This is a genomic window from Symbiopectobacterium sp. Eva_TO (genome assembly GCF_053848865.1).
Genome location: NZ_JBSPEY010000005.1, coordinates 126,475 through 151,936, shown reverse-complemented (window position 1 = coordinate 151,936; position 25,462 = coordinate 126,475). Strand labels below are relative to the sequence as shown.

General features: G+C 52.6%; 19 protein-coding genes, 9 pseudogenes and 1 riboswitch. Of the genes and pseudogenes, 17 read left to right on the top strand and 11 right to left on the bottom strand.

Annotated features, from left to right (window positions below; genetic code table 11):
• Window positions 1–95 precede the first annotated feature (95 nt).
• The 5 genes and pseudogenes from cdd to bioA all read right to left on the bottom strand — a co-directional run bounded on the left by cdd (window position 96) and on the right by bioA (window position 4,712).
• Window positions 96–982 (bottom strand): annotated as a pseudogene (gene cdd / locus ACWWJF_RS26195) (cytidine deaminase).
• Window positions 983–1,247: 265 nt separating this feature from the next.
• A protein-coding gene (locus ACWWJF_RS26190) for an IS3 family transposase (protein ID WP_455868400.1) occupies window positions 1,248–2,416 on the bottom strand; the annotation gives its coding sequence in 2 pieces (ribosomal slippage) (window positions 1,248–2,161 and window positions 2,161–2,416; 1,170 coding nt in all).
• 72 nt (window positions 2,417–2,488) lie between these two features.
• Window positions 2,489–2,986: pseudogene (locus ACWWJF_RS26185) on the bottom strand (CidB/LrgB family autolysis modulator); the annotation flags it as partial.
• Window positions 2,986–3,396, bottom strand: coding sequence for a CidA/LrgA family protein (locus tag ACWWJF_RS26180; protein WP_455871359.1), 411 nt, complete (start codon window positions 3,394–3,396; stop codon window positions 2,986–2,988). The gene ACWWJF_RS26180 and the pseudogene ACWWJF_RS26185, both read right to left, overlap by 1 nt.
• A 93-nt stretch (window positions 3,397–3,489) precedes the next feature.
• Window positions 3,490–4,712, bottom strand: a pseudogene (gene bioA / locus ACWWJF_RS26175) (adenosylmethionine--8-amino-7-oxononanoate transaminase).
• A 195-nt stretch (window positions 4,713–4,907) separates the two neighbouring features.
• Here bioA and bioB point away from each other — a divergent pair.
• From bioB to ACWWJF_RS26145, 6 genes and pseudogenes are all read left to right on the top strand, one after another.
• The gene (bioB, locus tag ACWWJF_RS26170; protein ID WP_455871480.1) at window positions 4,908–5,945 is read left to right on the top strand and encodes a biotin synthase BioB; all 1,038 of its coding nucleotides are present in this window, start codon (window positions 4,908–4,910) and stop codon (window positions 5,943–5,945) included.
• Window positions 5,946–5,950: 5 nt separating this feature from the next.
• Window positions 5,951–7,123 carry an 8-amino-7-oxononanoate synthase gene (gene bioF / locus ACWWJF_RS26165; RefSeq protein ID WP_455871358.1) on the top strand — a complete coding sequence of 391 codons (1,173 nt, stop codon included), beginning with the start codon at window positions 5,951–5,953 and terminating at the stop codon, window positions 7,121–7,123.
• The gene (gene bioC, locus ACWWJF_RS26160) at window positions 7,116–7,877 is read left to right on the top strand and encodes a malonyl-ACP O-methyltransferase BioC (RefSeq protein WP_455871357.1); all 762 of its coding nucleotides are present in this window, start codon (window positions 7,116–7,118) and stop codon (window positions 7,875–7,877) included. Before bioF ends, bioC begins: the two co-directional genes overlap by 8 nt.
• Window positions 7,870–8,550 (top strand): dethiobiotin synthase, encoded by a 681-nt coding sequence (gene bioD, locus ACWWJF_RS26155; protein ID WP_455871479.1) that lies wholly within the window; start codon window positions 7,870–7,872, stop codon window positions 8,548–8,550. Before bioC ends, bioD begins: the two co-directional genes overlap by 8 nt.
• Window positions 8,551–8,664: 114 nt before the next feature.
• Complete coding sequence (locus ACWWJF_RS26150) at window positions 8,665–9,315, top strand: hypothetical protein (protein WP_455871356.1); 651 nt, start codon at window positions 8,665–8,667, stop codon at window positions 9,313–9,315.
• Between the two features lie 124 nt (window positions 9,316–9,439).
• Window positions 9,440–10,470 (top strand): annotated as a pseudogene (locus ACWWJF_RS26145) (IS630 family transposase).
• Between the two features lie 33 nt (window positions 10,471–10,503).
• Here ACWWJF_RS26145 and ACWWJF_RS26140 read toward each other — a convergent pair.
• Window positions 10,504–11,348, bottom strand: a protein-coding gene (locus ACWWJF_RS26140) for an IS5 family transposase (protein WP_455871355.1) whose coding sequence is annotated in 2 segments (ribosomal slippage) — window positions 10,504–11,003 and window positions 11,003–11,348 — 846 coding nt in all. Because the reading frame shifts where the segments join, the coding sequence is not laid out codon by codon here.
• Window positions 11,349–12,329: 981 nt separating this feature from the next.
• On the opposite strand from ACWWJF_RS26140, the gene uvrB reads away from it, so the two are divergent.
• The gene (uvrB, locus tag ACWWJF_RS26135; protein WP_455871354.1) at window positions 12,330–14,336 is read left to right on the top strand and encodes an excinuclease ABC subunit UvrB; all 2,007 of its coding nucleotides are present in this window, start codon (window positions 12,330–12,332) and stop codon (window positions 14,334–14,336) included.
• Between the two features lie 39 nt (window positions 14,337–14,375).
• On the opposite strand, the pseudogene ACWWJF_RS26130 reads toward uvrB, so the two are convergent.
• A pseudogene (locus ACWWJF_RS26130) lies at window positions 14,376–14,663 on the bottom strand (integrase core domain-containing protein); the annotation flags it as partial.
• A 3-nt stretch (window positions 14,664–14,666) separates the two neighbouring features.
• Window positions 14,667–15,827, bottom strand: a pseudogene (locus ACWWJF_RS26125) (IS3 family transposase).
• Between the two features lie 173 nt (window positions 15,828–16,000).
• Here ACWWJF_RS26125 and ACWWJF_RS26120 point away from each other — a divergent pair.
• Window positions 16,001–16,435, top strand: a complete 435-nt coding sequence (locus ACWWJF_RS26120) for a glyoxalase (RefSeq protein WP_455871353.1) — start codon at window positions 16,001–16,003, stop codon at window positions 16,433–16,435.
• Between the two features lie 18 nt (window positions 16,436–16,453).
• On the opposite strand, the gene ACWWJF_RS26115 is transcribed toward ACWWJF_RS26120, so the two are convergent.
• Window positions 16,454–17,362, bottom strand: a complete 909-nt coding sequence (locus ACWWJF_RS26115; protein WP_455871352.1) for a gluconeogenesis factor YvcK family protein — start codon at window positions 17,360–17,362, stop codon at window positions 16,454–16,456.
• 455 nt (window positions 17,363–17,817) lie between these two features.
• Window positions 17,818–18,849, bottom strand: a pseudogene (locus ACWWJF_RS26110) (IS630 family transposase).
• An 84-nt stretch (window positions 18,850–18,933) separates the two neighbouring features.
• Window positions 18,934–19,083, top strand: a riboswitch (molybdenum cofactor riboswitch).
• Between ACWWJF_RS26110 and moaA the strand changes: the two are divergent.
• From moaA to ACWWJF_RS26065, 9 genes and pseudogenes are all read left to right on the top strand, one after another.
• Window positions 19,071–20,061, top strand: a pseudogene (moaA, locus tag ACWWJF_RS26105) (GTP 3',8-cyclase MoaA). Its footprint overlaps the riboswitch before it by 13 nt.
• Before the next feature lie 40 nt (window positions 20,062–20,101).
• Window positions 20,102–20,620, top strand: coding sequence for a molybdenum cofactor biosynthesis protein B (gene moaB, locus ACWWJF_RS26100; protein ID WP_455871351.1), 519 nt, complete (start codon window positions 20,102–20,104; stop codon window positions 20,618–20,620).
• 56 nt (window positions 20,621–20,676) lie between these two features.
• Window positions 20,677–21,521 (top strand): IS5 family transposase gene (locus tag ACWWJF_RS26095; RefSeq protein WP_455871350.1). Its coding sequence is split into 2 segments (ribosomal slippage): window positions 20,677–21,022 and window positions 21,022–21,521, totalling 846 coding nucleotides; the frame shifts between segments, so codons are not numbered across the junction.
• A gap of 16 nt (window positions 21,522–21,537) precedes the next feature.
• The gene (gene moaC / locus ACWWJF_RS26090; RefSeq protein WP_455871349.1) at window positions 21,538–22,023 is read left to right on the top strand and encodes a cyclic pyranopterin monophosphate synthase MoaC; all 486 of its coding nucleotides are present in this window, start codon (window positions 21,538–21,540) and stop codon (window positions 22,021–22,023) included.
• Window positions 22,020–22,265, top strand: a complete 246-nt coding sequence (gene moaD / locus ACWWJF_RS26085; RefSeq protein ID WP_455871348.1) for a molybdopterin synthase sulfur carrier subunit — start codon at window positions 22,020–22,022, stop codon at window positions 22,263–22,265. The genes moaC and moaD overlap by 4 nt, the downstream gene beginning before the upstream one ends.
• A gap of 2 nt (window positions 22,266–22,267) precedes the next feature.
• The gene (moaE, locus tag ACWWJF_RS26080; protein ID WP_455871478.1) at window positions 22,268–22,735 is read left to right on the top strand and encodes a molybdopterin synthase catalytic subunit MoaE; all 468 of its coding nucleotides are present in this window, start codon (window positions 22,268–22,270) and stop codon (window positions 22,733–22,735) included.
• A gap of 171 nt (window positions 22,736–22,906) precedes the next feature.
• The gene (locus tag ACWWJF_RS26075; RefSeq protein ID WP_455871347.1) at window positions 22,907–23,617 is read left to right on the top strand and encodes a Bax inhibitor-1/YccA family protein; all 711 of its coding nucleotides are present in this window, start codon (window positions 22,907–22,909) and stop codon (window positions 23,615–23,617) included.
• 160 nt (window positions 23,618–23,777) lie between these two features.
• Window positions 23,778–23,931, top strand: a pseudogene (locus ACWWJF_RS26070) (type II toxin-antitoxin system MqsR family toxin); the annotation flags it as partial.
• A gap of 1 nt (window position 23,932) precedes the next feature.
• Window positions 23,933–24,331, top strand: coding sequence for a type II TA system antitoxin MqsA family protein (locus ACWWJF_RS26065; protein ID WP_455871346.1), 399 nt, complete (start codon window positions 23,933–23,935; stop codon window positions 24,329–24,331).
• Window positions 24,332–24,354: 23 nt separating this feature from the next.
• Here ACWWJF_RS26065 and ACWWJF_RS26060 read toward each other — a convergent pair whose 3' ends face one another.
• A complete protein-coding gene (locus ACWWJF_RS26060; protein WP_455871345.1) occupies window positions 24,355–25,461 on the bottom strand; it encodes an ABC transporter permease in 1,107 nt (368 codons plus the stop codon).
• Window position 25,462: the final 1 nt, after the last annotated feature.

The following is a 25,462-nucleotide window of genomic DNA, read 5'->3' as shown; positions in this document are numbered from 1 at the left end:
TGTACAGAAAATGTTAATTAAAATAGTTACACATGACTTGCGTCACAATATTTTGTCAATGCTCCCCGGTTCATCCATCATTTTTGTGCGCTGTATCAGTCGATAAAGTGCTGCTGTACGTCGGTACACCCGTCTTCCGCCAGAATAATTTGCAACATCACCCACTGACTGATGGTGGTATTGCGCGGCTCAACCAGCGCCGCGCGGCGCACACTGTGAATATCTTCACCGGCCAGATTCATCAGGTTCAATGCCACCTGAAGCGGCGGCAGACTGGGGTTGAACGCGGCATTCTCTGCGTAGCGCCCGGTATACACTGTGCCGCGATCGATTTCCAGCGCGACGCCGCTCAGTGCATTGCTGTAAGGCGCATGGCTACGGTTTGCGGCGTCCAACGCGGTCTGCGCCAGCAGATCGGCATCGAGCAGGGTGCGTCCGTGATTGACCGGGTCCATCAACAGCGTGGTGATATTCAGATTCTGCGGTCCAAAGCGTCGGGTAAATAGTGGTGCAACTGCGCGGGTTCGCGCCCCGGCAGGTGGATATGCAGCGTGTTCGCCCGGTTCAGTTCATTCATAAACTGACGGCAGTGCCCGCAGGGCGTGTAGTTCACCGTGATACTGGTCAAACCGAGCTCCTGGCGCAGCCAGGCATGGGCTATGGCGCTCTGCTCTGCGTGCAGCGTTTGTTGTAACGGCACGGCAGTGAACTCCATGTTGGCACCAAAGTAGAGGTTGCCACTTTCGCCCTGAGCAACGGCACCCACTTGAAATTGAGAAATAGGGGCAATGGCGCAGGCAGCCGCAAGGGGGAGTAAGGCGTAGGCTAACGTCTCTGGCGTCAGATCGCATTGGGTACAAAGGGTCGTTACGTCGTCAGCAAGCAACATCCCGACAAAGTCAGGACGTTCAAGTATTGGTAGCAAGGCGTGTTGCAGTGTGTCAGAAAATTGTGCAAAAGGGGCGTGATATCGTGGATGCATAGCGATGTACTCTTTTTGCCATTATTGTTTGTTGTCAGGGTAAAAAGTAGCCTATCAATAAATCGTGATCATTATCTCGTCGAACGTGAACTTATTGAAATTAAGATGCATTCTGCGTGATATATCTCAAATTGTCGAGCAGAATGCAACGGCGCGGCGATTATCGCGCCGTCTGCATCATCTGTCTCGCTAGTGAAACAGTTGTACCAGCAGCGGAAAGATAAAAGGCGCAATCAGCGAGGTCATGATTCCGCAAATGTAGTGGTCAACTAATATTGGCCACCGCATTAGACTGTATGTAGAACAGTCGCTCAGATTCGTTTGGAGTTAAGCCGCCGTTATACCAGTGAGGCCGGATAGCGCTGTAATACCCCGTGATGTAGCGGATAATCGCGTCCTGGGCTTCGCTGAAGCTGTTGTAACCCTTTGTCGGCACCCATTCTGTCTTCAGGCTGCGGAAGAACCGCTCCATTGGCGCATTATCCCAGCAGTTACCCCGCCGACTCATACTCTGCTTTATCCGGCAGCGCCACAGGGCTTGCCGGTATTGACGGCTGGTATAGTGGCTGCCCTGGTCGCTGTGGAACATGACTCCTGTTGGTTGTCCCCGGAGTTCCCAGGCCATCTGCAACGCTTTAACTGTCAGCGCCGAGTCCGGCGACGTCGACATGGCCCAGCCCACCGGTTTGCGGGCGAACAGATCTAGCACCACCGCAAGGTAAGCCCAGCATTTGCCCGTCCAGATGTAGGTCACATCGCCGCACCAGACCTGATCCGGCGCGGTAACCGCGAACTGGCGGTTGAGATAGTTCGGTATTTCAACGTGTTCATTGCCGCCGCGTTTGTATTTGTGAGCCGGTCGCTGGCAGCTGGCGATACCCAGCTCCTTCATCAGCTTGCCAGCCAGCCAGCGCCCCATTTTGACACCGGAGCTGCCGGTGACGATGGTCGCGATACTTCGAGCGCCGGCAGAGCCGCCGCTGGCGTTCCAGGCTTCCATGACGCGGCTACACTTAACCACGCGCTCACCGTCGGGTTCATTAGCGGAAGCCTGCCAGTGCCTGTAGCTGCTGCGATGTACCTCAAAAGTTTGGCACAACGCCGTGACCGGGTATCGCGCCCTCAGCCTGTCGACTACCGTGAACCGTTGAGTGAGCCCGACATTAAGAGCGCCGTAGCCTTTTTTAGGATTTCGTTCTCCATTTCAAGGCATTGGACTTTTTTCTTCATCTCACGCAGCTCGAGCTGTTCAGGGGTAAGAGGAAGTCCTGTTGGCGTTTTTCCCTGTCGTTCAAGGCGAAGCTTATTGACCCAGCGACTAATGGCAGAATGGCTGACATTAACCGCCTCTGCGGCCTTAACGTATGTGTAGCCGTGGTCGACAACCAGCTTTGCGGCTTCGAGCTTAAATTCCGCCGTAAAATGTTTACCCATGAGGTCACCTGTCGTGTTGATGAGGTGAGCATATCACCTCCGCTCAGGTGGCCAGTATCAGTGTGCCACTACAAACAGGGTGTGCCCGAAGACCGCACCAAGGATGCCGACAAAAATCACACAGACCGCGCTGATGGCGTGAATGCCGCCGATGGTGCTTGCGACTGCCATGGCGATGGGCGTGGTTACCGATTTAGGCAGCACCGATGCGGCGATCTCGGGCGTGGCACCAAGCCACAGCGCAATGAGCGTACCGGAAATAATAGCCGCCATACTGCCGATAAAGCAGACGCTGATGATGGATTTCCAACGCGCACGGATCTGATGAAGCTGTTCATAGAGCGGAAACGCTAACGCCACCACGGCGGGCTGCAACAGATCGTTCAGCACTTTACTGCCTGCGAAGTAGTTTTCGTAAGGGATATTGAGCAGCAGTAATACCGGGATCAGGATAGCCATCGACACAAGCAGTGGGTTTAGCAGTGGCATTTTGCATTTTATCGACAACTTGCGCGCCGCGAAGAAGGTCAGCAATGTCAGGGGTAATGACCACCAGATGTTGGACAACATTATTTTTTCCCTTCCTCATCGGGTGTTTCGTGCGTGGTGATGATGTGTTCGCGTTGCATCAACTGCGTGCAAAAACCGACGACCAGCATTACCACCAGCGTACTGATCAGACAGGACACCACGATGGGGCCAAACTGCTTGCTCAGCAGATCATAGTAATTCATGACGCCCACGCCGATAGGCACAAACAGCAGCGCCATGTAGCGAATCATCAAATGGCAGCCGGGCTTTACCCAAGGCGCAGGAAGGATCTGCGAAGCCAGCAGAGCAAAGAGGATAAGCATACCGATAATGCTGCCGGGAATAGTCAGCGGGAGTAACGCGGATATCGCATTACCTGCGAACAGACACAGATAAATAAGTGCGAAAGCGCGTAAATACTGCTCGCAAAGGATTGTCGTATTACGCATGGGAAGTTCCTGATAAGCTGAGGCGATTATCATAGCGCTAATCAATTTGGTGTGCCACAGATCACAGGTTTTTCCCGCTGACTTTCCCCGCCGTTATTGAAACAATTCAGGTCGCTGTACGGCGTCACGCAGTGCGCGGGTCAAGCGTGTTAAGGCCTGTTGCGAGATAATATAGGGCGGCATCACATACAGCAGCTTACCAAAAGGCCGGATCCACACACCGAGCTCGACAAAAAAGCGCTGCACGCGTGCCACGTTCACAGGTCGTGTGGTTTCCAGTACGCCAATCGCGCCCAGAACGCGCACGTCCTCCACCAACGCGGCATCCAGTAATGGCAGTAATTCAGCGCGCAATTGGCGCTCAATTGCCATCACCTGTGGCTGCCATTCCCCGTCTGCCAGCAGTTCAAGACTGGCATTGGCGGCGGCACAGGCCAATGGGTTAGCCATAAAAGTCGGGCCATGCATAAAACAACCCGCTTCGCCGTTGCTGATGGTGTCTGCGACGTTACGCGTGGTCAAGGTAGCTGACAGCGTCAGGTATCCTCCGGTCAGCGCTTTACCCAGACAGAGAATGTCGGGGGCTATATCGGCATGTTCACAGGCAAACAGCGTCCCCGTGCGGCCAAATCCGGTCGCTATTTCGTCTGCTATCAATAAGATACCGTAGTTATCGCACAACTCGCGCACGCGCTTGAGGTAGGTGGGGTGGTAGATACGCATTCCGCCTGCGCCCTGAACCACCGGTTCAAGGATAACGGCGGCGATATCATGACCGTGCGTTTCCAGCATATCGCGTAGCGACTGGATATCAGATTCATACCACTCGCCATCAAAGCGGCTGCGTGGTGCATCGGCAAACAGGTGTTCAGGCAGATATCCCTGATAGAGGCTGTGCATGGCATTGTGCGGGTCACACACCGACATCGCACCAAAGGTGTCGCCATGATAGCCGTGACGCAGGGTCAAAAAGTGCGCCCGACGCTCGCCTGCCAATATTGCAGCGCCATTTTGAGCGCCACTTCCACGGCCACCGAACCGGAATCGGCCAGAAACACACACTCCAACGGGGCAGGCGTAATAGTGACCAGCCGTTGGCATAACTCGATGGCTTGAGGGTGGGTAATTCCGCCAAACATCACATGCGACATTTGAGCTATTTGCTGCTGCAAGGCCTGGTTCAGACGCGGGTGGTTATAGCCGTGGATCGCCGCCCACCAGGAAGACATGCCATCCACCAGTTCTCTCCCATCGTCCAGTTGCAGGTGATACCCGTGTGCCGCTACCACCGGATAACAGGGAAGGGGGTGTGTCATTGAGGTGTAAGGATGCCAGATATGGCGTTGATCAAATTCCAGGTCTGCGTTCGAAAGCAATATTATCAATAAACCGTGTTGTAGACTAAATTAACACTCATTTGGTTGACAGTATAGCATTGTCATTTACACTTACGCCACATTTTCATGTCACACTGGCGGCATGACACCCTGTCGAACAAAGAGGCCAACCATATGGCAGAACGTATTCATTGGACGCTGGAGCAAGCGCAACAACTGTTTGATAAACCGTTTTTAGAGTTGATGTTTGAGGCGCAGCAGGTGCATCGTCAGCATTTCGATCCGCGTCAGGTGCAGGTCAGCACACTGCTCTCCATCAAAACTGGTGCCTGCCCGGAGGATTGCAAATATTGCCCGCAGAGTGCGCGTTATCGCACCGGGCTGGAAGCGGAGCGATTGATGCAGGTCGAGCAGGTGCTGGATTCCGCGCGTCAGGCTAAAGCGGCAGGCTCAACCCGTTTCTGTATGGGCGCCGCCTGGAAAAATCCCCATGAGCGCGATATGCCTTATCTGGAACAGATGGTGAAAGGCGTCAAGGAAATGGGGATGGAAACCTGCATGACGTTAGGCTCGTTACACGGCGATCAGGCAGAACGACTGGCTGACGCCGGGCTGGATTTCTATAACCATAACCTGGACACCTCGCCGGAGTTCTACGGCAACATCATCACCACCCGTACCTATCAGGAACGACTGGATACGCTGGACAAAGTGCGCCACGCGGGAATTAAAGTCTGCTCCGGCGGCATTGTCGGATTAGGGGAAACGGTGCGTGATCGTGCCGGATTGTTGGTGCAACTGGCAAACCTGCCGACGCCGCCGGAAAGCGTGCCGATCAATATGCTGGTGAAAGTAAAAGGTACGCCGCTGGAAAATAACGACGATGTTGAACCTTTCGATTTTATCCGCACTATCGCCGTCGCTCGCATCATGATGCCCACCTCCCACGTGCGCCTGTCTGCGGGTCGCGAACAGATGAGCGAGCAGACCCAGGCCATGTGTTTTATGGCTGGTGCCAACTCCATTTTTTATGGCTGCAAGCTGCTGACCACCCCCAATCCGAAAGAAGACAAGGATTTGATCCTGTTTCGCAAACTGGGTCTCAATCCTCAGCAAACGGAAACGGAGGCCGGTGACAACCAACAGCAGATGCGGCTGGCGCAGCAGGTGCTGGAAGCCGATACTGAACAGTTCTATAACGCTGCCGTGTAACACTTATGGGATGGCAAAAACGCATAGATACGGCGCTGATCGCGCGCCGTGAGCAAGATGCTTATCGCTCACGTATTGTTAATCAGGGCGGTGGGCGTTGGTTGACGCAGCAAGGGCAGCGCTACCTGAATTTCTCCAGCAATGACTATCTGGGCTTAAGCCAGTATCCAGCCATTATTGAGGCCTGGCAAACCGGTGCAACGCGCTATGGCGTGGGCAGCGGCGGTTCAGGGCATGTCACAGGGTATACCGATGCGCATGCGGTGTTGGAGGGTGAAGTGGCGCAATGGCTGGGTTACCCGCGTGCGCTGCTGTTTGTCTCCGGTTATGCTGCGAATCAAGCGATGGTTGCCGCCCTGATGCAGGGACAAGATCGCATTCTGGCGGACAAACTCAGTCATGCGTCATTACTGGAAGCTGCCGCCCAGTCACCGGCCACTCTGCGGCGCTTTGCGCACAATCAGCCGGCAGCGCTGCAACGCCTGTTGGGAGGGGATTGCCCGGGCGAAACCCTTGCCGTCACGGAAGGTATTTTCAGTATGGACGGTGACAGCGCACCGCTGGGGGCACTGCATGCGTTGACGCAGGCGCACGGCGCCTGGCTGATGGTGGATGATGCACACGGGATAGGCGTGTGCGGTCAGCAGGGCCGTGGCAGTTGCTGGCAACAGGGGATAAAACCCGAATTGCTGGTCGTGACGTTCGGCAAGGCGTTTGGCGTGAGCGGAGCTGCACTGTTGTGCAGCGAATCGGTGGCCGACTATTTTTTGCAGTTTGCCCGTCATCTGATCTACAGCACCAGCATGCCACCGGCCCAGGCTTGCGCATTACGCGCGGCGTTGTCCTGTATTCAGCAGGGTGACGCGCTACGTGACAGGCTAGGCCGCCATATTGCTCAGTTTCGCGCCGGAGCTGGGGATTTGCCTTTTACCTTGATGCCGTCCCACAGTGCCATTCAACCGTTGATTGTCGGCGACAATGCTGCCGCGTTGCGTGTGGCACAACGTCTGCGTGAACAGGGACTCTGGGTCAGTGCGATGCGCCCGCCCACCGTGCCGCCCGGTAGTGCGCGGCTGCGTATTACGCTGACTGCCAGCCACACGGATGATGACATCGCCCGTCTGCTTGCCGCTTTGCACTCGGTGGCGTATGAGCAAGGAGAGGGTGTCAATGAATAATGAATTGCATAACAAGCGGGCCATTGCGCAGGCTTTTGGTCGTGCGGCACAGCGCTACACCCGATTTGCCGAACTGCAACGCACCAGCGGTGAGCATCTGATGACCTTGGCGCTACCGCTTGCCGGACAACGGATACTGGATGCGGGCTGCGGCACCGGTCATTTCAGTCAACGCTGGCGCGCGCTGGGTAAACAGGTGATCGCCTTGGATCTTTCTGCTGGCATGTTGCAACAGGCTGTGACTGAACACAGTGCTGATGCTTACGTACAAGGGGATATTGAACATTTGCCGTTAGCGGATGCCAGCATCGATCTTTGCTTCAGCAATCTGGCGGTGCAATGGTGCGAAGATCTGCCGCGTGCGATTGCGGCCTGTTATCGGGCCACGCGTCCCGGCGGTGTGGTGGTGTTTTCTACGCTGGTTGACGGTTCCCTCGGCGAACTGGCGCAAGCATGGCTGAGCTTGGATGGATCAAAACGCGTCAATGATTTTTTGCCGTTGGCACAAATCGCCGATGCCTGTCGCCCTTATCGTCATCGGCTCCACCCGCACACGCTGAGCTACCGCTTTGCGACCGTAAGAGATGTGATGCACTCGTTGAAAGGGATTGGCGCCACCTTGCTACATGGCGATCGTTCGCGCGGTTTGCTTACCCGGCGGCGGTTACAAGCGCTGGCGCAGGTTTATCCTGCTGCACCGGGCGGCTTTCCCCTCAGTTATCATTTGGTTTATGGAATTATTTATCGTGACTAAACGTTGGTTTATTACCGGAACAGACACAGAAGTGGGCAAAACCATCGCCAGCGGCGCATTGCTACAGACTGCTGCACGGGCAGGGTATCGCTGTGCGGGCTATAAGCCGGTAGCTTCCGGTGCAGATATGACCCCACAGGGCATTCGTAATGAAGATGCTTGCCATTTGCAAGCGTGCAGCAGCGTGTCGCTTACTTACGATGAGGTCAATCCTTTGGTGTTTTTTGAGCCAACCTCGCCGCATATCGTGAGCCGGGTTGAGCAGCAGCCCATCGATTTCGAGGTGATGTCGCGCGGTCTGGCGGCCTTGACCGAAAAGGCTGATTGGGTGCTGGTGGAAGGCGCGGGGGGCTGGTTCACGCCACTGACTGTGCAGCAGACGTATGCCGACTGGGTACAGCACGAGCAATTGCCGGTGATTCTGGTGGTGGGCATCAAATTGGGCTGCATCAATCACGCGTTACTGACGGCTCAGGCTGTTACGCAGGCAGGATTGACGCTGGCGGGGTGGATTGCTAACGATATTCAACCGACCGGACGCTGGCATCAAGACTATCTGGATACGCTGCAACGTCATCTTTCCGCGCCGCTGCTCGGCGAAATTCCCTACGTCAATGCACACTATACGCAGGATTTGAGCACGTATCTGGATATTGGATTGCTGCCAGTGTGACACGTTATTGTCTGAAACAAAAAATACGGCATTAACCTTCTTACTGATATATAACCGTCTGACAATAATGTGCGCCTATTCGTTAAGTATTTTTTATCAGATAAGGGAATTATGATGGCTAGCATAAGTTCATTATACAATATTACAGCATGTGCCGCTGGTGAGGTAAATCAGGATGAGATAAATAAGGCTGTATCTCCTAAGGGATTGCTGGAATATATTATTAATTTTTTCACTTTCGGCGGTGTACGAAGGGATAATAAGGCGTTATATCATCAGATTGATAATAATATTATGCGGCTCATAAACTCCCCAGAAGCCATGAATGAATGTTCAAAAACAGGGGTTATTACTCTGGATGACATTCAGGGTAATAAAGTGACCTTTACCCTACCGGGTAATAATAATGAGAACGGTATGGTCACCGTGACAGTCAGTAAAGGTAAAAATATGGCAACAGGGGAGATTCCTGGTGATAAGTTTAAATTTCAAGTTGCAACACAGTGGAAGCAGGATGCGGACGCGTTAAACACCATTGATAAAGAGAATGTAATTGACTTTGAGTCTGATGATGATAGTGATTATTATTATTATGATTATAACTATCATCGTTATGATGGCGATGTCTCTAATCATTTTAAAACGCTTTGCGTGTCTAATACAAGGTTTGCCGATCTCGATAGTGATATAATTAAAAATATGTACTTACAAGATATTGAAGCTGAGATGAGCGATATCATTCGGGAAGGCGGGATTTTTTCTTAATCGAGTCAGGATGGCGCTGACCTAAATAACTGTTCCGAATAGTAGATCACCTGAAGGGAACTCAGTCCGAGTTGAGCGATCTGATCAATCGATAAAGATCCCAAATCATCAACCGGACTGAGCGATGTCGAGCATAGCACCGATACCCCGTAACGAACGACGCCTGATGAAGAAAACTCTCCATAAAACGCGTGACAAGAATCACGCCCGCAGGCTGACCGCCATCCTGATGTTGCACCGGGGCGAGCGCGTGAGCGATGTCGCCAGAATGCTTTGCTGCGCCCGTTCGTCAATCGGCAGATGGATTAACTGGCTCACCCTGTACGGCATTGAAGGCCTCAAATCTCTGCGGCCCGGTCGTGGCCGTCGCTGGCCGTTTGAACAGATCTGCGCACTGTTAATCCAGCTCGTAAAGCGTTCCCTTCATGATTTTGGCTATCAGCGTTCGCGCTGGAGCACGGAACTGCTAGCAATAAAAATCAATGAGATAACCGGTTGTCAGTTGCATGCTTCCACGGTGCGCCGTTGGCTGCCTTCTGCCGGTCTGGTGTGGCGACGCGCAGCTCCTACGCTGCGTATCCGCGACCCGCATAAGGAAGAAAAAATGGAGGCCATCGCGATGGCGCTGGAACAATGCAGCGCGGAACATCCCGTCTTTTACGAAGACGAAGTGGATATTCATCTGAATCCCAAAATTGGCGCGGACTGGCAGGTTCGCGGGAAGCAGAAACGCATCGTGACGCCGGGCCAGAACGAGAAATATTATCTGGCGGGTGCATTACACAGCGGGACGGGAAAAGTCAGCGATGTTGGAGGAAACAGTAAAAGTTCGTGTTTTTTATCAGTATGTTAGAGCATCTGAGAGCAACGTACAGACGGGCAAAAACGCTCACGCTGATAGTTGATAACTACATTATTCACAAAAGCCGGGAGACGCAGCGCTGGCTGGAAGAAAACCCGAAATTCAGGGTTATTTATCAGCAGGTGTACTCACCATGGGTAAATCATGTAGAGCGGTTATGGCAGGCGTTGGATGAAACCATTACCCGCAATCATCAATGCTGTTCAATGTGGCAGTGACTGAACAAGGTTCGCCGCTTCATGGAAACCGTCAGCCCGTTTCCCAGTGGAAAACATGGACAGGCAAAAGTGTAGCGGTATTAGGAACAGCTATTTAGGCTGTGTCCCTTAATTACATAACCTCTGGTAAAACAGGCGGATGCAGCCCAGTTTCAACATTGCCAGATAATTCCTCGCCGTTTTGTCGTAACGTGTCGCAATGCGACGGTATTCTTTCAGACGGCCAAAGCACCGCCCAACAACGTTCCGATTGCGGTAGGCGTCACGATCGAGCTTTGAACGACCATCCACCGCCATTTTTTCAGTGGATTTTCGGGGGATGACAGTTTTTATACCTCTGTTTTTCAGCTCGTTACGTAATACATGCCCGGAGTACGTCTTGTCAGCGAGTACCGCATGACCACGGCGTTTCATACTGCCGTTCTGGCGTTGAACACCAATACCGTCCAAAAGACGTAGTGCAAACTGACTTTCATGAGCCTGACCGGGGCTCAACACGATGTTTAACGGAAGACCACTTCCGTCTGTAGCCATATGGATTTTGGTGCCAAAACCACCTCGAGAGCGACCCAGCCCATTATCTCCGGTGATATCGGGATGTTTTTTTGAGCACCGGCAGCACATTTCAGCGCCCTGATATTGCTACCATCCTGCGCAGTCGCTGACCAGTCCAGGAGGCTATGGGCATCAAGTGATGAAAGTAACTTATTGAAAATAATGTTAATGACTCCCGATTTTGACCATCGGTTAAAGCGGTTATAAACGGTTTTCCATGGGCCGTATCGCTCAGGTAAATCACGCCATGGGGCACCAGAGCACAGCCCCCAGAACATGCCATTGATAATCATGCGATGCTCAGCCCATGGGCGTCCGGCCTGTGGTGTTGCTGGTTCAGCAGGGAGTAAGGGCTGGATGATAGCCCATGCTTCATCGGGAAGGTCGTAGCGAGCCATAGTTCAAAATGATGTAGAAACAAACAGTTAGTATAACTCATGGGATTAAGGGACACAGACTAGCCATTCTGACCTGCCTGATTCTATTCAATAGCATATTGAGAGCCTATCATTGATGCGATCGCGAGTAGTGCGTAGAAACTGGAGCGTACACCGAGTGCGCGAGGATTTCGAGCACTGTGCAGAGCGCAGACGGGTCGCGTCAATTACGCCTATCTGGGATAGGCTCTTGGTTGATAGTGTTGAACACTATTTCTTCGTAAAATTCTCTCCATGCCTGCCACTCTGTTCTCAGTTGGCGTCTCTTGCTTCGACTCGCCAGTTTGTGCGCCAAGACGATTTTTTGTGCAAAATGTTTAAAAGCCATGCATAAGTGAAATCCTTGCAAAAACGCTAAAAAAATTCTGATTTCCCTCAACCCCATAACGATAAGATATTTCACTAAAGCAGCAGGCATGCGGGCTTGTGGGAGTTATCCACTACTTCTGTGGATAACCATGTGCATTAGGTTTAGAAAAACGGTGGCAAGCGAGAATTGGCGCGGGTTTTGGTTGAGTTGATGTGATTCTCTGCTTTTTTATTTAATTGATATAAATCAGTAATTTAATTAAAATCAAGTCTCGGTTTATCTCCGACTGACGGTTGCATATTTTTACAGCACAGGTCTAACCACTTTGTTATGACAAATACGCATTCTGGGGATAAATAGCACATTTTTAACTGGATAAATGCGTAACGCTGTGTTAGCGCTTTTTGCGCTCGCTTTCCTCTTTCCAATGCCCTACGCTGGCCGATGATTTACTCCGCGCATCATTTTCGCCAACAAATGACTGGATGCTGTTTTTATATCCAGTATACTGTGGGTAAACGAATTTCTGAGGCGCACTGTTAGTGCTATGCTTGTCGCCTCACACTATTGTTGAATGTTACTGTGCGTTGCCTGGTTTCGCGACGCTTGGTCCACTTTCTGGCAGGTTGTTCATGAGCAAACCTTTTAAACTGCACTCCGAGTTTACCCCCTCAGGCGATCAGCCTGAAGCGATCCGTCTGCTGGAAGAGGGGCTTGAGGCGGGGTTGGTGCATCAGACGTTGCTGGGGGTAACCGGTTCGGGAAAAACCTTTACCATTGCCAACGTGATTGCGGATCTTAACCGCCCCACCATGGTGTTGGCGCCCAACAAAACCCTGGCGGCGCAACTCTATGGTGAGATGAAAGCGTTTTTCCCTGATAACGCGGTTGAGTATTTCGTCTCTTACTATGATTACTACCAGCCCGAGGCCTATGTACCTAGCTCGGACACTTTTATCGAGAAAGACGCGTCGGTTAACGAGCATATTGAACAGATGCGCCTGTCAGCCACCAAAGCGCTGCTGGAGCGGCGCGATGTGGTGGTGGTCGCGTCGGTCTCGGCTATTTACGGGTTGGGCGATCCAGATCTCTATCTGAAAATGATGCTGCACCTGACGGTAGGCATGATTATCGATCAGCGCTCGATTTTGCGCCGACTGACCGAACTGCAATATTCGCGTAACGATCAGGCCTTTACGCGTGGTACTTTCCGTGTGCGCGGCGAAGTGATTGATATTTTTCCGGCGGAATCCGATGAGATCGCGTTGCGCGTTGAGCTGTTCGATGAAGAAGTTGAACGCCTGACGCTGTTCGATCCGCTTACTGGCCAGCAGTCACAAACAGTGCCGCGCTATACCATCTACCCGAAAACCCACTATGTCACCCCGCGTGAGCGTATTCTTCAGGCGATGGAAGATATCAAGGTGGATCTCGCTGAGCGTCGCAAAGTATTGTTGGAAAAAAATAAACTTCTGGAAGAACAGCGGCTGACACAGCGTACGCAATTCGATCTTGAGATGATGAATGAACTCGGTTATTGCTCCGGTATCGAAAACTATTCGCGCTATCTTTCTGGACGCGGGCCGGGTGAGCCGCCGCCAACGCTATTTGACTACCTGCCTGCCGATGGATTGTTGGTGATCGATGAATCCCACGTAACGATCCCGCAATTGGGCGGCATGTACCGCGGTGACCGGGCGCGTAAAGAAACGCTGGTCGAATATGGTTTTCGGCTTCCGTCAGCGTTGGACAACAGGCCGATGAAGTTTGAGGAGTTTCAAGCGCTCGCACCGCAAACCATCTATGTTTCGGCGACACCCGGCAATTACGAACTGGAACATTCCGGCAGTGATGTCGTCGATCAGGTGGTGCGGCCTACGGGACTGCTTGACCCGCTACTGGAAGTGCGTCCGGTTGCGACGCAGGTGGACGATTTGTTGTCTGAAATCCGCAAACGCGTTGCGTTGAACGAGCGCGTGCTGGTCACCACCTTAACCAAACGTATGGCGGAAGATCTCACCGAATACCTGGAAGAACACGGTGAGCGCGTGCGTTATCTGTACTCGGACATCGATACCGTCGAGCGCGTTGAAATCATCCGCGACCTGCGACTGGGCGAATTTGATGTGCTGGTGGGTATCAACCTGCTCAGGGAAGGGTTGGACATGCCAGAAGTGTCGCTGGTGGCTATTTTGGACGCTGATAAAGAGGGTTTCCTGCGTTCGGAACGCTCCTTGATTCAGACCATCGGCCGTGCCGCACGTAACCTTAATGGTAAAGCCATCCTGTATGGCGACAAGATTACGCCATCAATGCAGCGCGCCATTCAGGAAACGGAGCGGCGACGCGAGAAGCAGCAAGCGTACAACGAAGTGCACGGGATTGTGCCTACCGGGCTTAACAAGAAAATCGACGATATTTTGCAATTGGGGCAACCGACGCCGAAAGGCAAAGGGCGTACCGGTCGTAAAGCCGCTGAACCTGCCGCAGAATATCATGCACTGACGCCAAAAGCGTTGGAGCAAAAGATTCGTGAACTGGAAGGCCAAATGATGAAGCATGCGCAGAATTTGGAGTTCGAAGAAGCTACTGCATTGCGTGACCAGATTCATGCATTACGTGTATTAGCTCAGACCTGATCTGACAGTTACCGGTTATTTATACAGGTGTCTGTCAGATTAAATCTGGTTCAGATTTTTTTCTGCCCAGACTCGTTTACCATCAAGTAACGTGGCCATTGGCGTACGCCCGCAGCACATTTTACCCTGATGAGTTCGCTCATTATTGTAATGCCACAACCAGTTGTCCAGATCCTTTTGTAGACTTTCTAGGTCCTCGTATAACGTCTTACGGAACGCAACCTGATAAAAATCCTGCAAAATAGTTTTATGGAAGCGCTCGCAGATACCGTTTGTCTGCGGAGACATCGCTTTCGTTTTCGTATGGTCTATATCGTTGATATGTAGTGGTCAACTAATATTGGCCACCGCATTAGACTGTATGTAGAACAGTCGCTCAGATTCGTTTGGAGTTAAGCCGCCGTTATACCAGTGAGGCCGGATAGCGCTGTAATACCCCGTGATGTAGCGGATAATCGCGTCCTGGGCTTCGCTGAAGCTGTTGTAACCCTTTGTCGGCACCCATTCTGTCTTCAGGCTGCGGAAGAACCGCTCCATTGGCGCATTATCCCAGCAGTTACCCCGCCGACTCATACTCTGCTTTATCCGGCAGCGCCACAGGGCTTGCCGGTATTGACGGCTGGTATAGTGGCTGCCCTGGTCGCTGTGGAACATGACTCCTGTTGGTTGTCCCCGGAGTTCCCAGGCCATCTGCAACGCTTTAACTGTCAGCGCCGAGTCCGGCGACGTCGACATGGCCCAGCCCACCGGTTTGCGGGCGAACAGATCTAGCACCACCGCAAGGTAAGCCCAGCATTTGCCCGTCCAGATGTAGGTCACATCGCCGCACCAGACCTGATCCGGCGCGGTAACCGCGAACTGGCGGTTGAGATAGTTCGGTATTTCAACGTGTTCATTGCCGCCGCGTTTGTATTTGTGAGCCGGTCGCTGGCAGCTGGCGATACCCAGCTCCTTCATCAGCTTGCCAGCCAGCCAGCGCCCCATTTTGACACCGGAGCTGCCGGTGACGATGGTCGCGATACTTCGAGCGCCGGCAGAGCCGCCGCTGGCGTTCCAGGCTTCCATGACGCGGCTACACTTAACCACGCGCTCACCGTCGGGTTCATTAGCGGAAGCCTGCCAGTGCCTGTAGCTGCTGCGATGTACCTCAAAAGTTTGGCACAACGCCGTGACCGGGTATCGCGCCCTCAGCCTGTCGACTACCGTGAACCGTTGAGTGAGTCCGACATTAAGAGCGCCGTAGCCTTTTTTAGGATTTCGTTCTCCATTTCAAGGCATTGGACTTTTTTCTTCATCTCACGCAGCTCGAGCTGTTCAGGGGTAAGAGGAAGTCCCGTTGGCGTTTTTCCCTGTCGTTCAAGGCGAAGCTTATTGACCCAGCGACTAATGGCTGACATTAACCGCCTCTGCGGCCTTAACGTATGTGTAGCCGTGGTCGACAACCAGCTTTGCGGCTTCGAGCTTAAATTCCGCCGTAAAATGTTTACCCATGAGGTCACCTGTCGTGTTGATGAGGTGAGCATATCACCTCCGCTCAGGTGGCCAGTATCAGTGTGCCACTACACAACCTTTCAAGGTCCAGTGTCAGATCAAGTCGCGACTAATACACATTACGTGAGCGATTTATCGCCGTATCCTGATTTCCCTTCGCGCCAGGAGCCGACATGACATTTTCTATACCCTATGTAGATGTACTGTTTATCGCGGGCTTCGGCCCGATCGCTGCGGACGCGGTGTCCAGTCGATCGCTCTATCTGGACTCGCTACATTTGCCGCTTAAACCGTTGGGGGAGTCGAGCGATTATCTGGTCGCCGATACGCTCGATGGAGTGAAGCACTTCGCGCTGTGGCCGTTGGTGCAGGCGATTCAATCCTGCTTCGGCACTGAGCATTGGCCGGATGACGTCACCGTGCCGCAAACCTGGTTGGAGTTTGAGGTTGCTGATATGGTGGCCGCCACGGCGGCGGTTAAACGGGCGGGATATACCTTGCTGGTAGATAACCGACTCGAACCGTGGGGGCAGTGGGTGACGCGTTTCCTTAGCCCGGAAGGCATTCTGGTTGGCGTTACCCATACGCCGTGGCTGCGCGGGGAATAGCCCTAGGCTGTAGTTCGGTTAGCCTAGACGTTGCAGGGTAATTTCCAGCGCCTGGCGCAACAGTTCGCGATCGTGATGGTGCGGCACGTCGGCCGCGCTTAATGGCTGCTGTACGATGAGACGATCGTTGATGCCCTGCACCGAGGTGTGTGGACTCACGATAACCGCATCCACCACTTTACGCCCCACCTTGTTTTCGATCATGGCGAGCTTTTGTGCCAGTGTCATATGGGCAGCGGCCTGATTGAGTTCTCGTCCCAGATTGCCGATATAGACCATCTGCGCTGGCGTGCGGCGCAGGGCTCGCGCCAGATCGTCCAGCAACAGCAAAGGCATCAGGCTGGTCAGAAAGCTGCCTGGACCAATCAGGATCACATCGGCATGGTCGATGGCATCAATCGCTTCCTGCGTCGCCTTGACCACGGGATGGAGTTGCAACTCCTGTGGTAGGGCATTCAGATTGTCTATTTGCACCTCACCGTAGATCTGGTTTCCTCCCGTGTCGGTAGCAACCAGATCGACAGGATGTTCTGACATCGGGATCAGTACCGCATCCACTTTCAGCAGTCCACGAATCAGGTTAATGGCTTCCAGCGGCCATACGCTCAGATGATCCAACGCTTTAAGCATCAGATTGCCCAGATTGTGTCCAGCGAGTTCACCGCTACCGGTGAAGCGATATTCAAACATGGCGGAGGCCACACTCGGGCTGGTGATCAGTTGGTTCAGGCAGTTGCGCATGTCCCCCCAGGCGATGCCACCCTCTGCGCGGCGGATCCTTCCCGTCGAACCGCCGTTATCGGTGGTCGTCACAATGCCGGTGAGTCGTGAACCCAATGAGGAAAGTGATGACATGACGCGACCAAGGCCGTGCCCGCCACCCAGCGCGACAACCTTGTCGAGATCGGCTAACGTGCGATTGCGCATAGAGACCTTTTGCAAAAGAGGGGGAATTCACGTGGCTAAGGTAGCTGATTTCTCTCATAAAGGCGAAAAAAACCAAAAATCTTTGCCTCAGGATGATTTACGACAATTTTTTACGCCTCTTTTCGGCTTTGTTGAATAAACAGATTTTATGCTACCAGCCCAGTAAAACGATTGTTTCCAGCAACGTAAAATCATGCAGTTAAGCATCATGAGAAAACGGAATGCCTGAGGTGATAAGCATTTTCTACCAACATGGGCATAGTAAAACGGCACGATTCCCTATTATTCAACAAAGCCCCTCTTTTCGACTATGCTGAAAGCCTGTGGAAGAGAAAAGCTTTATATATCAGATGTATAAATAAATATATAACGAATGTTGGGGTGACGTAATGCGTGAGTAACGTTAGACTCTTCTTTGATGAAATCAGACTCCTAAATAGCTGTTCCTAATACCGCTACACTTTTGCCTGTCCATGTTTTCCACTGGGAAACGGGCTGACGGTTTCCATGAAGCGGCGAACCTTGTTCAGTCACTGCCACATTGAACAGCATTGATGATTGCGGGTAATGGTTTCATGCAACGCCTGCCATAACCGCTCTACATGATTTACCCATGGTGAGTACACCGGCTGATAAATAACCCTGAATTTCGGGTTTTCTTCCAGCCAGCGCTGCGTCTCCCGGCTTTTGTGAATAATGTAGTTATCAACTATCAGCGTGAGCGTTTTTGCCCGTCTGTACGTTGCTCTTAGATGCTCTAACATACTGATAAACAAACACGAACTTTTACTGCTTCCTCCAACATCGCTGACTTTTCCCGTCCCGCTGTGTAATGCACCCGCCAGATAATATTTCTCGTTCTGGCCCGGCGTCACGATGCGTTTCTGCTTCCCGCGAACCTGCCAGTCCGCGCCAATTTTGGGATTCAGATGAATATCCACTTCGTCTTCGTAAAAGACGGGATGTTCCGCGCTGCATTGTTCCAGCGCCATCGCGATGGCCTCCATTTTTTCTTCCTTATGCGGGTCGCGGATACGCAGCGTAGGAGCTGCGCGTCGCCACACCAGACCGGCAGAAGGCAGCCAACGGCGCACCGTGGAAGCATGCAACTGGCAACCGGTTATCTCATTGATTTTTATCGCTAGCAGTTCCGTGCTCCAGCGCGAACGCTGATAGCCAAAATCATGAGGGGAACGCTTTACGAGCTGGATTAACAGTGCGCAGATCTGTTCAAACGGCCAGCGACGGCCACGACCGGGCCGCAGAGATTTGAGGCCTTCAATGCCGTACAGGGTAAACCAGTTAATCCATCTGCCGATTGACGAACGGGCGCAGCAAAGCATTCTGGCGACATCGCTCACGCGCTCGCCCCGGTGCAACATCAGGATGGCGGTCAGCCTGCGGGCGTGATTCTTGTCACGCGTTTTATGGAGAGTTTTCTTCATCAGGCGTCGTTCGTTACGGGGTATCGGTGCTATGCTCGACATCGCTCAGTCCGGTTGATGATTTGGGATCTTTATCGATTGATCAGATCGCTCAACTCGGACTGAGTTCCCTTCAGGTGATCTACTATTCGGAACAGTTATTTAGCCTTTGTGCCTAAGTGATGTGGCAGTGACTGCGTCATACGGTGCTCTGGCCGTGACCCTTGAGGTCACCAGGGTGCAGGGGAGAAATGCCCGCGCTTCCCGAATTTGGAAAGGTGTTTATGCTAAGTCAATTGACGGATGCGTTTGCGCACAAGTTTTATTATTTGCGCCTTTCGATCACAGATGTATGCAACTTTCGTTGCACCTACTGTTTGCCTGATGGCTATCAGCCTTCTGGCGCACCCACCAAGCGTTCTCTCTCTCTGGATTAGATCCGTCGGGTCAGCCGCGCTTTTGCTGCGCTCGGTACGGAAAAAGTGCGTTTAACCGGGGGGAGAACCTTCGTTAAGACGTGACTTTGTCGAGATTTTAGCTGCCATCCGAGAAAATCCTTCGATCAAAACCCTGGCGGTGACCACCAATGGCTATCGGCTGGCGCGCGATGTGGCAGTATGGCGTGATGCCGGGCTAACGGCGCTGAATGTTAGTGTCGATAGTCTGGATGCGCGTCAGTTCCATGCGATCACCGGGCAGGATAAGTTTCATCAGGTGATGGCCGGGATCGATGCTGCCTTTGACTGCGGTTTTGCCAAGGTTAAAGTGAATACCGTGCTGATGCGTGACGTGAACGATAATCAACTGAATGCGTTTCTGCACTGGATCAAGGACCGGCCCATCCAACTGCGTTTTATCGAACTGATGGAAACCGGAGAGGGAAGGGAGCTGTTTGCCCGTCACCATCTGCCCGGAACGGTCATTCGCGACAAATTGTTGGCTCAGGGCTGGCAACTGGCGCCGCGCGGCCGCAGTGATGAGCCAGCCCAGGTGTTTCGGCACGATGATTATCAGGGCGAAATCGGCCTTATCATGCCCTACGAAAAAGATTTTTGCCTGAGCTGCAACCGTCTGCGCGTGTCCGCTGTGGGTAACCTGCACCTGTGCCTCTTCGGCGAGCAGGGCATTCCCTTGCGCGACCTGTTGGCGGAGGATAGTCAAATGGACGATCTGGCGCTGCGTATTGCGGGTGGGTTATCGCTGAAAAAACAGACCCACTTCCTGCATGATGGCAACAGCGGCATAACGCAGAACCTTTCTTTTATCGTTGGCTGATAGCTACTCTTGCGATTTTCCGTGTTAAGAGGTGTGTGATATGAGCAAGGTCAGTGATGACTTCATTCCGCTGCAAATTACAGTATTGACCGTTTCTGCGCGTCGTACCGCGCAAGATGATACCTCAGGTGACTATTTGCGCGAAGCGGCACAAGAGGCCGGGCACCAGATAGTGGCCAGCGCCATTGTCAAAGAGAACCGCTACCAGATTCAGGCGCAGGTTACCGCCTGGATTGCCAGCGAGACGGTGCAGGTGATTCTGATCAATGGTGGCACTGGTTTCACCACTGGCGATGTCACGCCAGAAGCCATCTCCCCGCTGTTCGATCGCTCAATTGACGGTTTTGGTGAACTGTTTCGCATGGTCTCCTATGAGGATATCGGCACCGCCACCATTCAGTCCCGTGCTGTTGCGGGTCTGGCAAACCAAACGGTTATTTTTGCCGTGCCCGGCTCGACACGTGCGTGTCGCACCGCCTGGGAACGTATCATTCAGGAACAGTTGGATGCCCGGCAAAAACCGTGCAATTTTTTCACCCATTTAAAGAAATCGAATTAGGCTGTGTCCATTAATACAATGATTTATAATAATTTTTTTCTACATCATTTTGAACTATGGCTCGCTACGACCTTCCCGATGAAGCATGGGCTATCATCCAGCCCTTACTCCCTGATGAACCAGCAACACCACAGGCCGGACGCCCATGGGCTGAGCATCGCATGATTATCAATGGCATGTTCTGGGTGCTGTGTTCTGGTGCCCCATGGCGTGATTTACCTGAGCGATACGGCCCATGGAAAACCGTTTATAACCGCTTTAACCGATGGTCAAAATCGGGAGTCATTAACATTATTTTCAATAAGTTACTTTCATCACTTGATGCCCATGGTCTCGTGGACTGGTCAGCGACTGCGCTGGATGGTAGCAATATCAGGGCGCTGAAATGTGCTGCCGGTGCTCAAAAAAACATCCCGATATCACCGGAGATAATGGTCTGGGTCGCTCTCGAGGTGGTTTTGGCACCAAAATCCATATGGCTACAGACGGAAGTGGTCTTCCGTTAAACATCGTGTTGAGCCCCGGTCAGGCTCATGAAAGTCAGTTTGCACTACGTCTTTTGGACGGTATTGGTGTTCAACGCCAGAACGGCAGTATGAAACGCCGTGGTCATGCGGTGCTGGCTGACAAGGCGTACTCCGGGCATGTATTACGTAACGAGCTGAAAAAAAGAGGTATAAAAACTGTCATCCCCCGAAAATCCACTGAAAAAATGGCGGTGGATGGTCGTTCAAAGCTCGATCGTGACGCCTACCGCAATCGGAACGTTGTTGAGCGGTGCTTTGGCCGTCTGAAAGAATACCGTCGCATTGCGACACGTTACGACAAAACGGCGAGGAATTATCTGGCAATGTTGAAACTGGGCTGCATCCGCCTGTTTTACCAGAGGTTATGTAATTAAGGGACACAGCCTAATCATGTCATCTCAGTTCACCCATATTAATGCCGCCGGCGAAGCCACCATGGTGGATGTGTCAGCAAAAGCCGAAACGGTGCGCGAAGCGCGTGCGGAAGCGTTCGTCACGCTGTCAGCGCAAACACTGTCGATGATTATCAATGGGCAGCACCACAAAGGTGACGTGTTCGCCACCGCGCGCATTGCCGGGATTCAGGCAGCTAAACTCACTTGGGAACTGATTCCTCTGTGCCATCCTCTGCTGTTAAGCAAAGTTGCCGTTGAGCTGACAGCCGAGCCTGAGCACAACCGGGTGCGCATCGAATCGCTGTGCCGTTTAACCGGCAAAACAGGGGTGGAGATGGAAGCGCTGACCGCTGCCTCGGTAGCTGCGTTGACCATTTATGACATGTGCAAAGCGGTGCAGAAAAACATGGTTATCGGCCCGGTGCGTTTGCTGGCAAAAAGCGGTGGCAAATCCGGCGATTTTCAGGCGGAGGGGCAATGATTAACGTGTTGTTTTTCGCGCAGGTTCGTGAACTGACGCAAACGGATTCGCTGAGTCTTCCTGCGGAATTTTCCTGCGTGGAGGATTTGCGCCAGACGTTGGTCACACGCGGTGAACGCTGGGCGCTGGCGTTGGAGTCCGGCAAATTGTTGACAGCCGTGAACCAGACGTTGGTCGAGCTTTCACACCCGCTACGCGATGGTGATGAAGTGGCGTTTTTTCCACCGGTAACCGGAGGCTGATGATGCCAGTGAACCCACAATCAGAAACCCGGATTGAGGTCGGCACTGCGCTGTTTGACGTGGGGCTGGCCTATCAGTGGCTGGCTCAATGTGACGAAGACGGTGCTGTGGTCACGTTCACCGGTAAAGTGCGCAACCATAATCTGGCTTCCGATGTGAGTGCATTGACGCTGGAACACTATCCGGGGATGACTGAGAAAGCGTTGGCGGAGATCGTTGAGCAAGCCAGAGAACGCTGGACACTACCGCGTGTCTATGTGATCCACCGCGTTGGACCGCTCTATCCCGGCGATGAAATCGTATTTGTGGGCGTGAGCGCCGCACACCGTCAGGCGGCCTTTGACGCTGCGCAATTTATTATGGATTACCTGAAAACCCGTGCGCCATTCTGGAAACGGGAAGCGACGTCGGAGGGCGATCGCTGGGTGGATGCGCGTGACAGTGACCATGCCGCTGATGAACGTTGGTAATTGACGCTCGCTGGTTTTCACCTCTTTCATTTGATTAATGGTCGTTGAAGCTGGCGTGATTTTCGCCACATGCGACACTGCGTCATGTGATACACTTGTCAATGGTGGGCGATGCACGCCCGAGTCACAATCTCTGTCTGCGGTGCCAGACAGCAACGTAAGGGTAGTATCATGTATCGGTTCCCTCGTTCAGGCGCTTCGATAGTCGAATGCGCTAATAGCGGCCTTCAGGCTTATATGGCGCAGGTTTATGGCTGGATGACCTGCGGTTTATTGCTGACGGCGTTTGTTTCCTGGTATGCGGCGCAATCCCCCGCGATAATGAGTTTCGTTTTTTCCAGCCGGATTACCTTTTTCGGACTGATCATTGCTCAGTTGGGGTTGGTGTTCGTGATTTCCGGTATGGTGCAGCGCTTGAGCGGTAGCGTGGCGACAGGGCTGTTTATGCTCTATTCGGCGTTGACCGGATTGACGCTCTCCAGCATCTTTATCCTCTATTCAGGGCAATCGATCGCCAGCACCTTTGTCATTACGGCAGGGATGTTCGGTGCCATGAGCCTGTATGGTTACACCACCAAACGCGACCTGAGCGGCCTGGGCAGCATGCTGTTTATGGGCCTGATCGGTATCGTGCTGGCATGGTTGGTCAATATCTGGTTGAAAAGCGATGCCTTGATGTGGGCTGTGACCTATATCGGCGTGGTAGTGTTTGTGGGTTTGACGGCCTACGACACGCAAAAACTGAAAAATATCGGTGAGCAGCTCTCTGCTGACGACCGCGACAGTTTTCGCAAATATGCCATCGTGGGTGCATTGACGCTTTACCTGGACTTTATCAACCTGTTCCTGATGCTGCTGCGCATTTTCGGCAACCGCCGCTAATACGCATCTGCAATTTGAAGTATGACGGGTATATAGCCCCGCACGTAGAACGTGCGGGTTTTTTTTGGGCGCAACCTGGCCATTACCGCATGGTTGATGTTGAAACTTGTAAAACCTACTTGGTAATTATTTTTTGATGGCATGTGTGCAGTAATAATCGCTGACCTGTCAGGATTTTTACAAGAGTATGACTACATACCACGATCATACGGTGTGGCAGGATGTGTACCGCCCGACGATAAAGGGTATCAGGTGTTATATAAAAGTGACGGTACATCGATGATGTACTCATCGTCTTATTTAAGGAGAAGTAGAATGAAATGTCCTCAGTGTGGCGATGCCGAAATGGAACAACGTGTAAAAGATGTTCCCTATTCATGGCGTGGCAAAAAAACGATTTTGCAGCAAATCCGTGCGTTGCATTGCCCTAAGTGTGCTGAAGTTGTGATGGACAAAGCCGAGTCGGCCGAGTACATGGCGAAAGTGGTCGAGTTTAAGAATTCGATTATTAATGATACGGTCAAACCGGCGTATATCATGAACGTGCGAAAGAAACTCGAATTATCGCAACGAGAAGCCGGGCGGATATTTGGTGGCGGTGATAACGCATTTTACCGGAATGAAGCGGGAAAATCGCAGCCCCATCCTTCTACGGTGAAATTGCTGAAACTTCTCGATCGCCACCCAGAGTTACTCAATGAGATTTGTGGTTGAGTTGAGCAAAAACCGATGGTGCTTTACGACATCTTTCGCCTGAACAACCCGTAGGCCGCGCTGCCGGTAGTCGCAGTGATAGCTAGCAGTGGCCACAGGCTGTGCCATACCACTCTGAAATCGGCCCCTTTGAGGTAAATCTGCTTGGTGATGTCAGTAAAATGGCGGATGGGGTTCACCCAGGTCAGATTCTGTAACCATAGCGGCATGTTTTCCACCGGAGAGACATAGCCTGAGAGCAGGATGGCGGGCATCAGAAAAACAAACACACCGATGAACGCTTGCTGCTGCGTGGCGCACAGCGACGAAATCAGTAAACCAAATCCCACCAGAGACAAGCCGTACAGCAGCATCGCCGCATAAAACAGTAGCAGTGAGCCAGCAAATGGAATCTGGTAAGCGAAGATCCCTGCCAGCAGCACGATGGTAGCCTGACCGGTAGCGACAATCAGCGCCGGTACCGCTTTACCAATAAAAATTTGCCAGGTTGCCAGCGGCGATACCAGCAACTGGTCGAGTGTACCCTGTTCACGCTCGCGCGCTACAGAGAGCGCCGTCACAATCAATACGCCGATGGTAGTGATCATGGCGATAAGCGAAGGCACCACAAACCACTTGTAGTTCAGATTCGGGTTATACCAGTGACGCACCACCAGTTCGCTCTGGTTGTTTCGCGTTGTTCCCACCATCAGCTCCCGTTCATATTCCTGAACTATCTGCTGTATATCATTTGCCGCAATTTGCGCGCTGTTAGAACGCCGTCCATCCAGAATGACCTGAAGCGGGGTACTGTTGCCGTTGGCAAGGTCGCGGGAGAAGTCGGGCGGAAATAGTACCAGCAATAACGCCTTCTGGTTGTCGATAGTTGGCGCGATGGCCTGCGAGCTGCGCAGCGTTAATACCTGAGAGAAGGTGCGCGCGTTGGCGATGCGCTGTGTCAGTTCAATCGATGCCGGTCCACTGTCTTCGCTATAAATCGCGATGGTGGCATTGGTGACATCCAGCGTTGCGGCGAATGGGAACAGAGAAACCTGAAGCACTACCGGGAGAACCAGCAGGCTGAGAGTTTGCGGTTCGCGCAGCAGCGATTGTAGCTCTTTGACGATCAGCGTCCATAAGCGGTAAAACATT

Bases quoted from the DNA above. Each gene is read 5' to 3' on its own strand.
- bioC (WP_455871357.1), top strand. From the start codon at position 7,116: ATGAATAATGAATTGCATAACAAGCGGGCCATTGCGCAGGCTTTTGGT.
- ACWWJF_RS26120 (WP_455871353.1), top strand. From the start codon at position 16,001: ATGACATTTTCTATACCCTATGTAGATGTACTGTTTATCGCGGGCTTC.
- ACWWJF_RS26075 (WP_455871347.1), top strand. From the start codon at position 22,907: ATGTATCGGTTCCCTCGTTCAGGCGCTTCGATAGTCGAATGCGCTAAT.
- ACWWJF_RS26115 (WP_455871352.1), bottom strand. From the start codon at position 17,362: ATGCGCAATCGCACGTTAGCCGATCTCGACAAGGTTGTCGCGCTGGGT.
- moaC (WP_455871349.1), top strand. From the start codon at position 21,538: ATGTCATCTCAGTTCACCCATATTAATGCCGCCGGCGAAGCCACCATG.
- bioF (WP_455871358.1), top strand. From the start codon at position 5,951: ATGGGATGGCAAAAACGCATAGATACGGCGCTGATCGCGCGCCGTGAG.
- ACWWJF_RS26150 (WP_455871356.1), top strand. From the start codon at position 8,665: ATGGCTAGCATAAGTTCATTATACAATATTACAGCATGTGCCGCTGGT.
- moaB (WP_455871351.1), top strand. From the start codon at position 20,102: ATGAGCAAGGTCAGTGATGACTTCATTCCGCTGCAAATTACAGTATTG.
- ACWWJF_RS26180 (WP_455871359.1), bottom strand. From the start codon at position 3,396: ATGCGTAATACGACAATCCTTTGCGAGCAGTATTTACGCGCTTTCGCA.
- ACWWJF_RS26065 (WP_455871346.1), top strand. From the start codon at position 23,933: ATGAAATGTCCTCAGTGTGGCGATGCCGAAATGGAACAACGTGTAAAA.
- bioB (WP_455871480.1), top strand. From the start codon at position 4,908: ATGGCAGAACGTATTCATTGGACGCTGGAGCAAGCGCAACAACTGTTT.
- moaD (WP_455871348.1), top strand. From the start codon at position 22,020: ATGATTAACGTGTTGTTTTTCGCGCAGGTTCGTGAACTGACGCAAACG.
- ACWWJF_RS26060 (WP_455871345.1), bottom strand. From the start codon at position 25,461: ATGTTTTACCGCTTATGGACGCTGATCGTCAAAGAGCTACAATCGCTG.
- moaE (WP_455871478.1), top strand. From the start codon at position 22,268: ATGCCAGTGAACCCACAATCAGAAACCCGGATTGAGGTCGGCACTGCG.
- uvrB (WP_455871354.1), top strand. From the start codon at position 12,330: ATGAGCAAACCTTTTAAACTGCACTCCGAGTTTACCCCCTCAGGCGAT.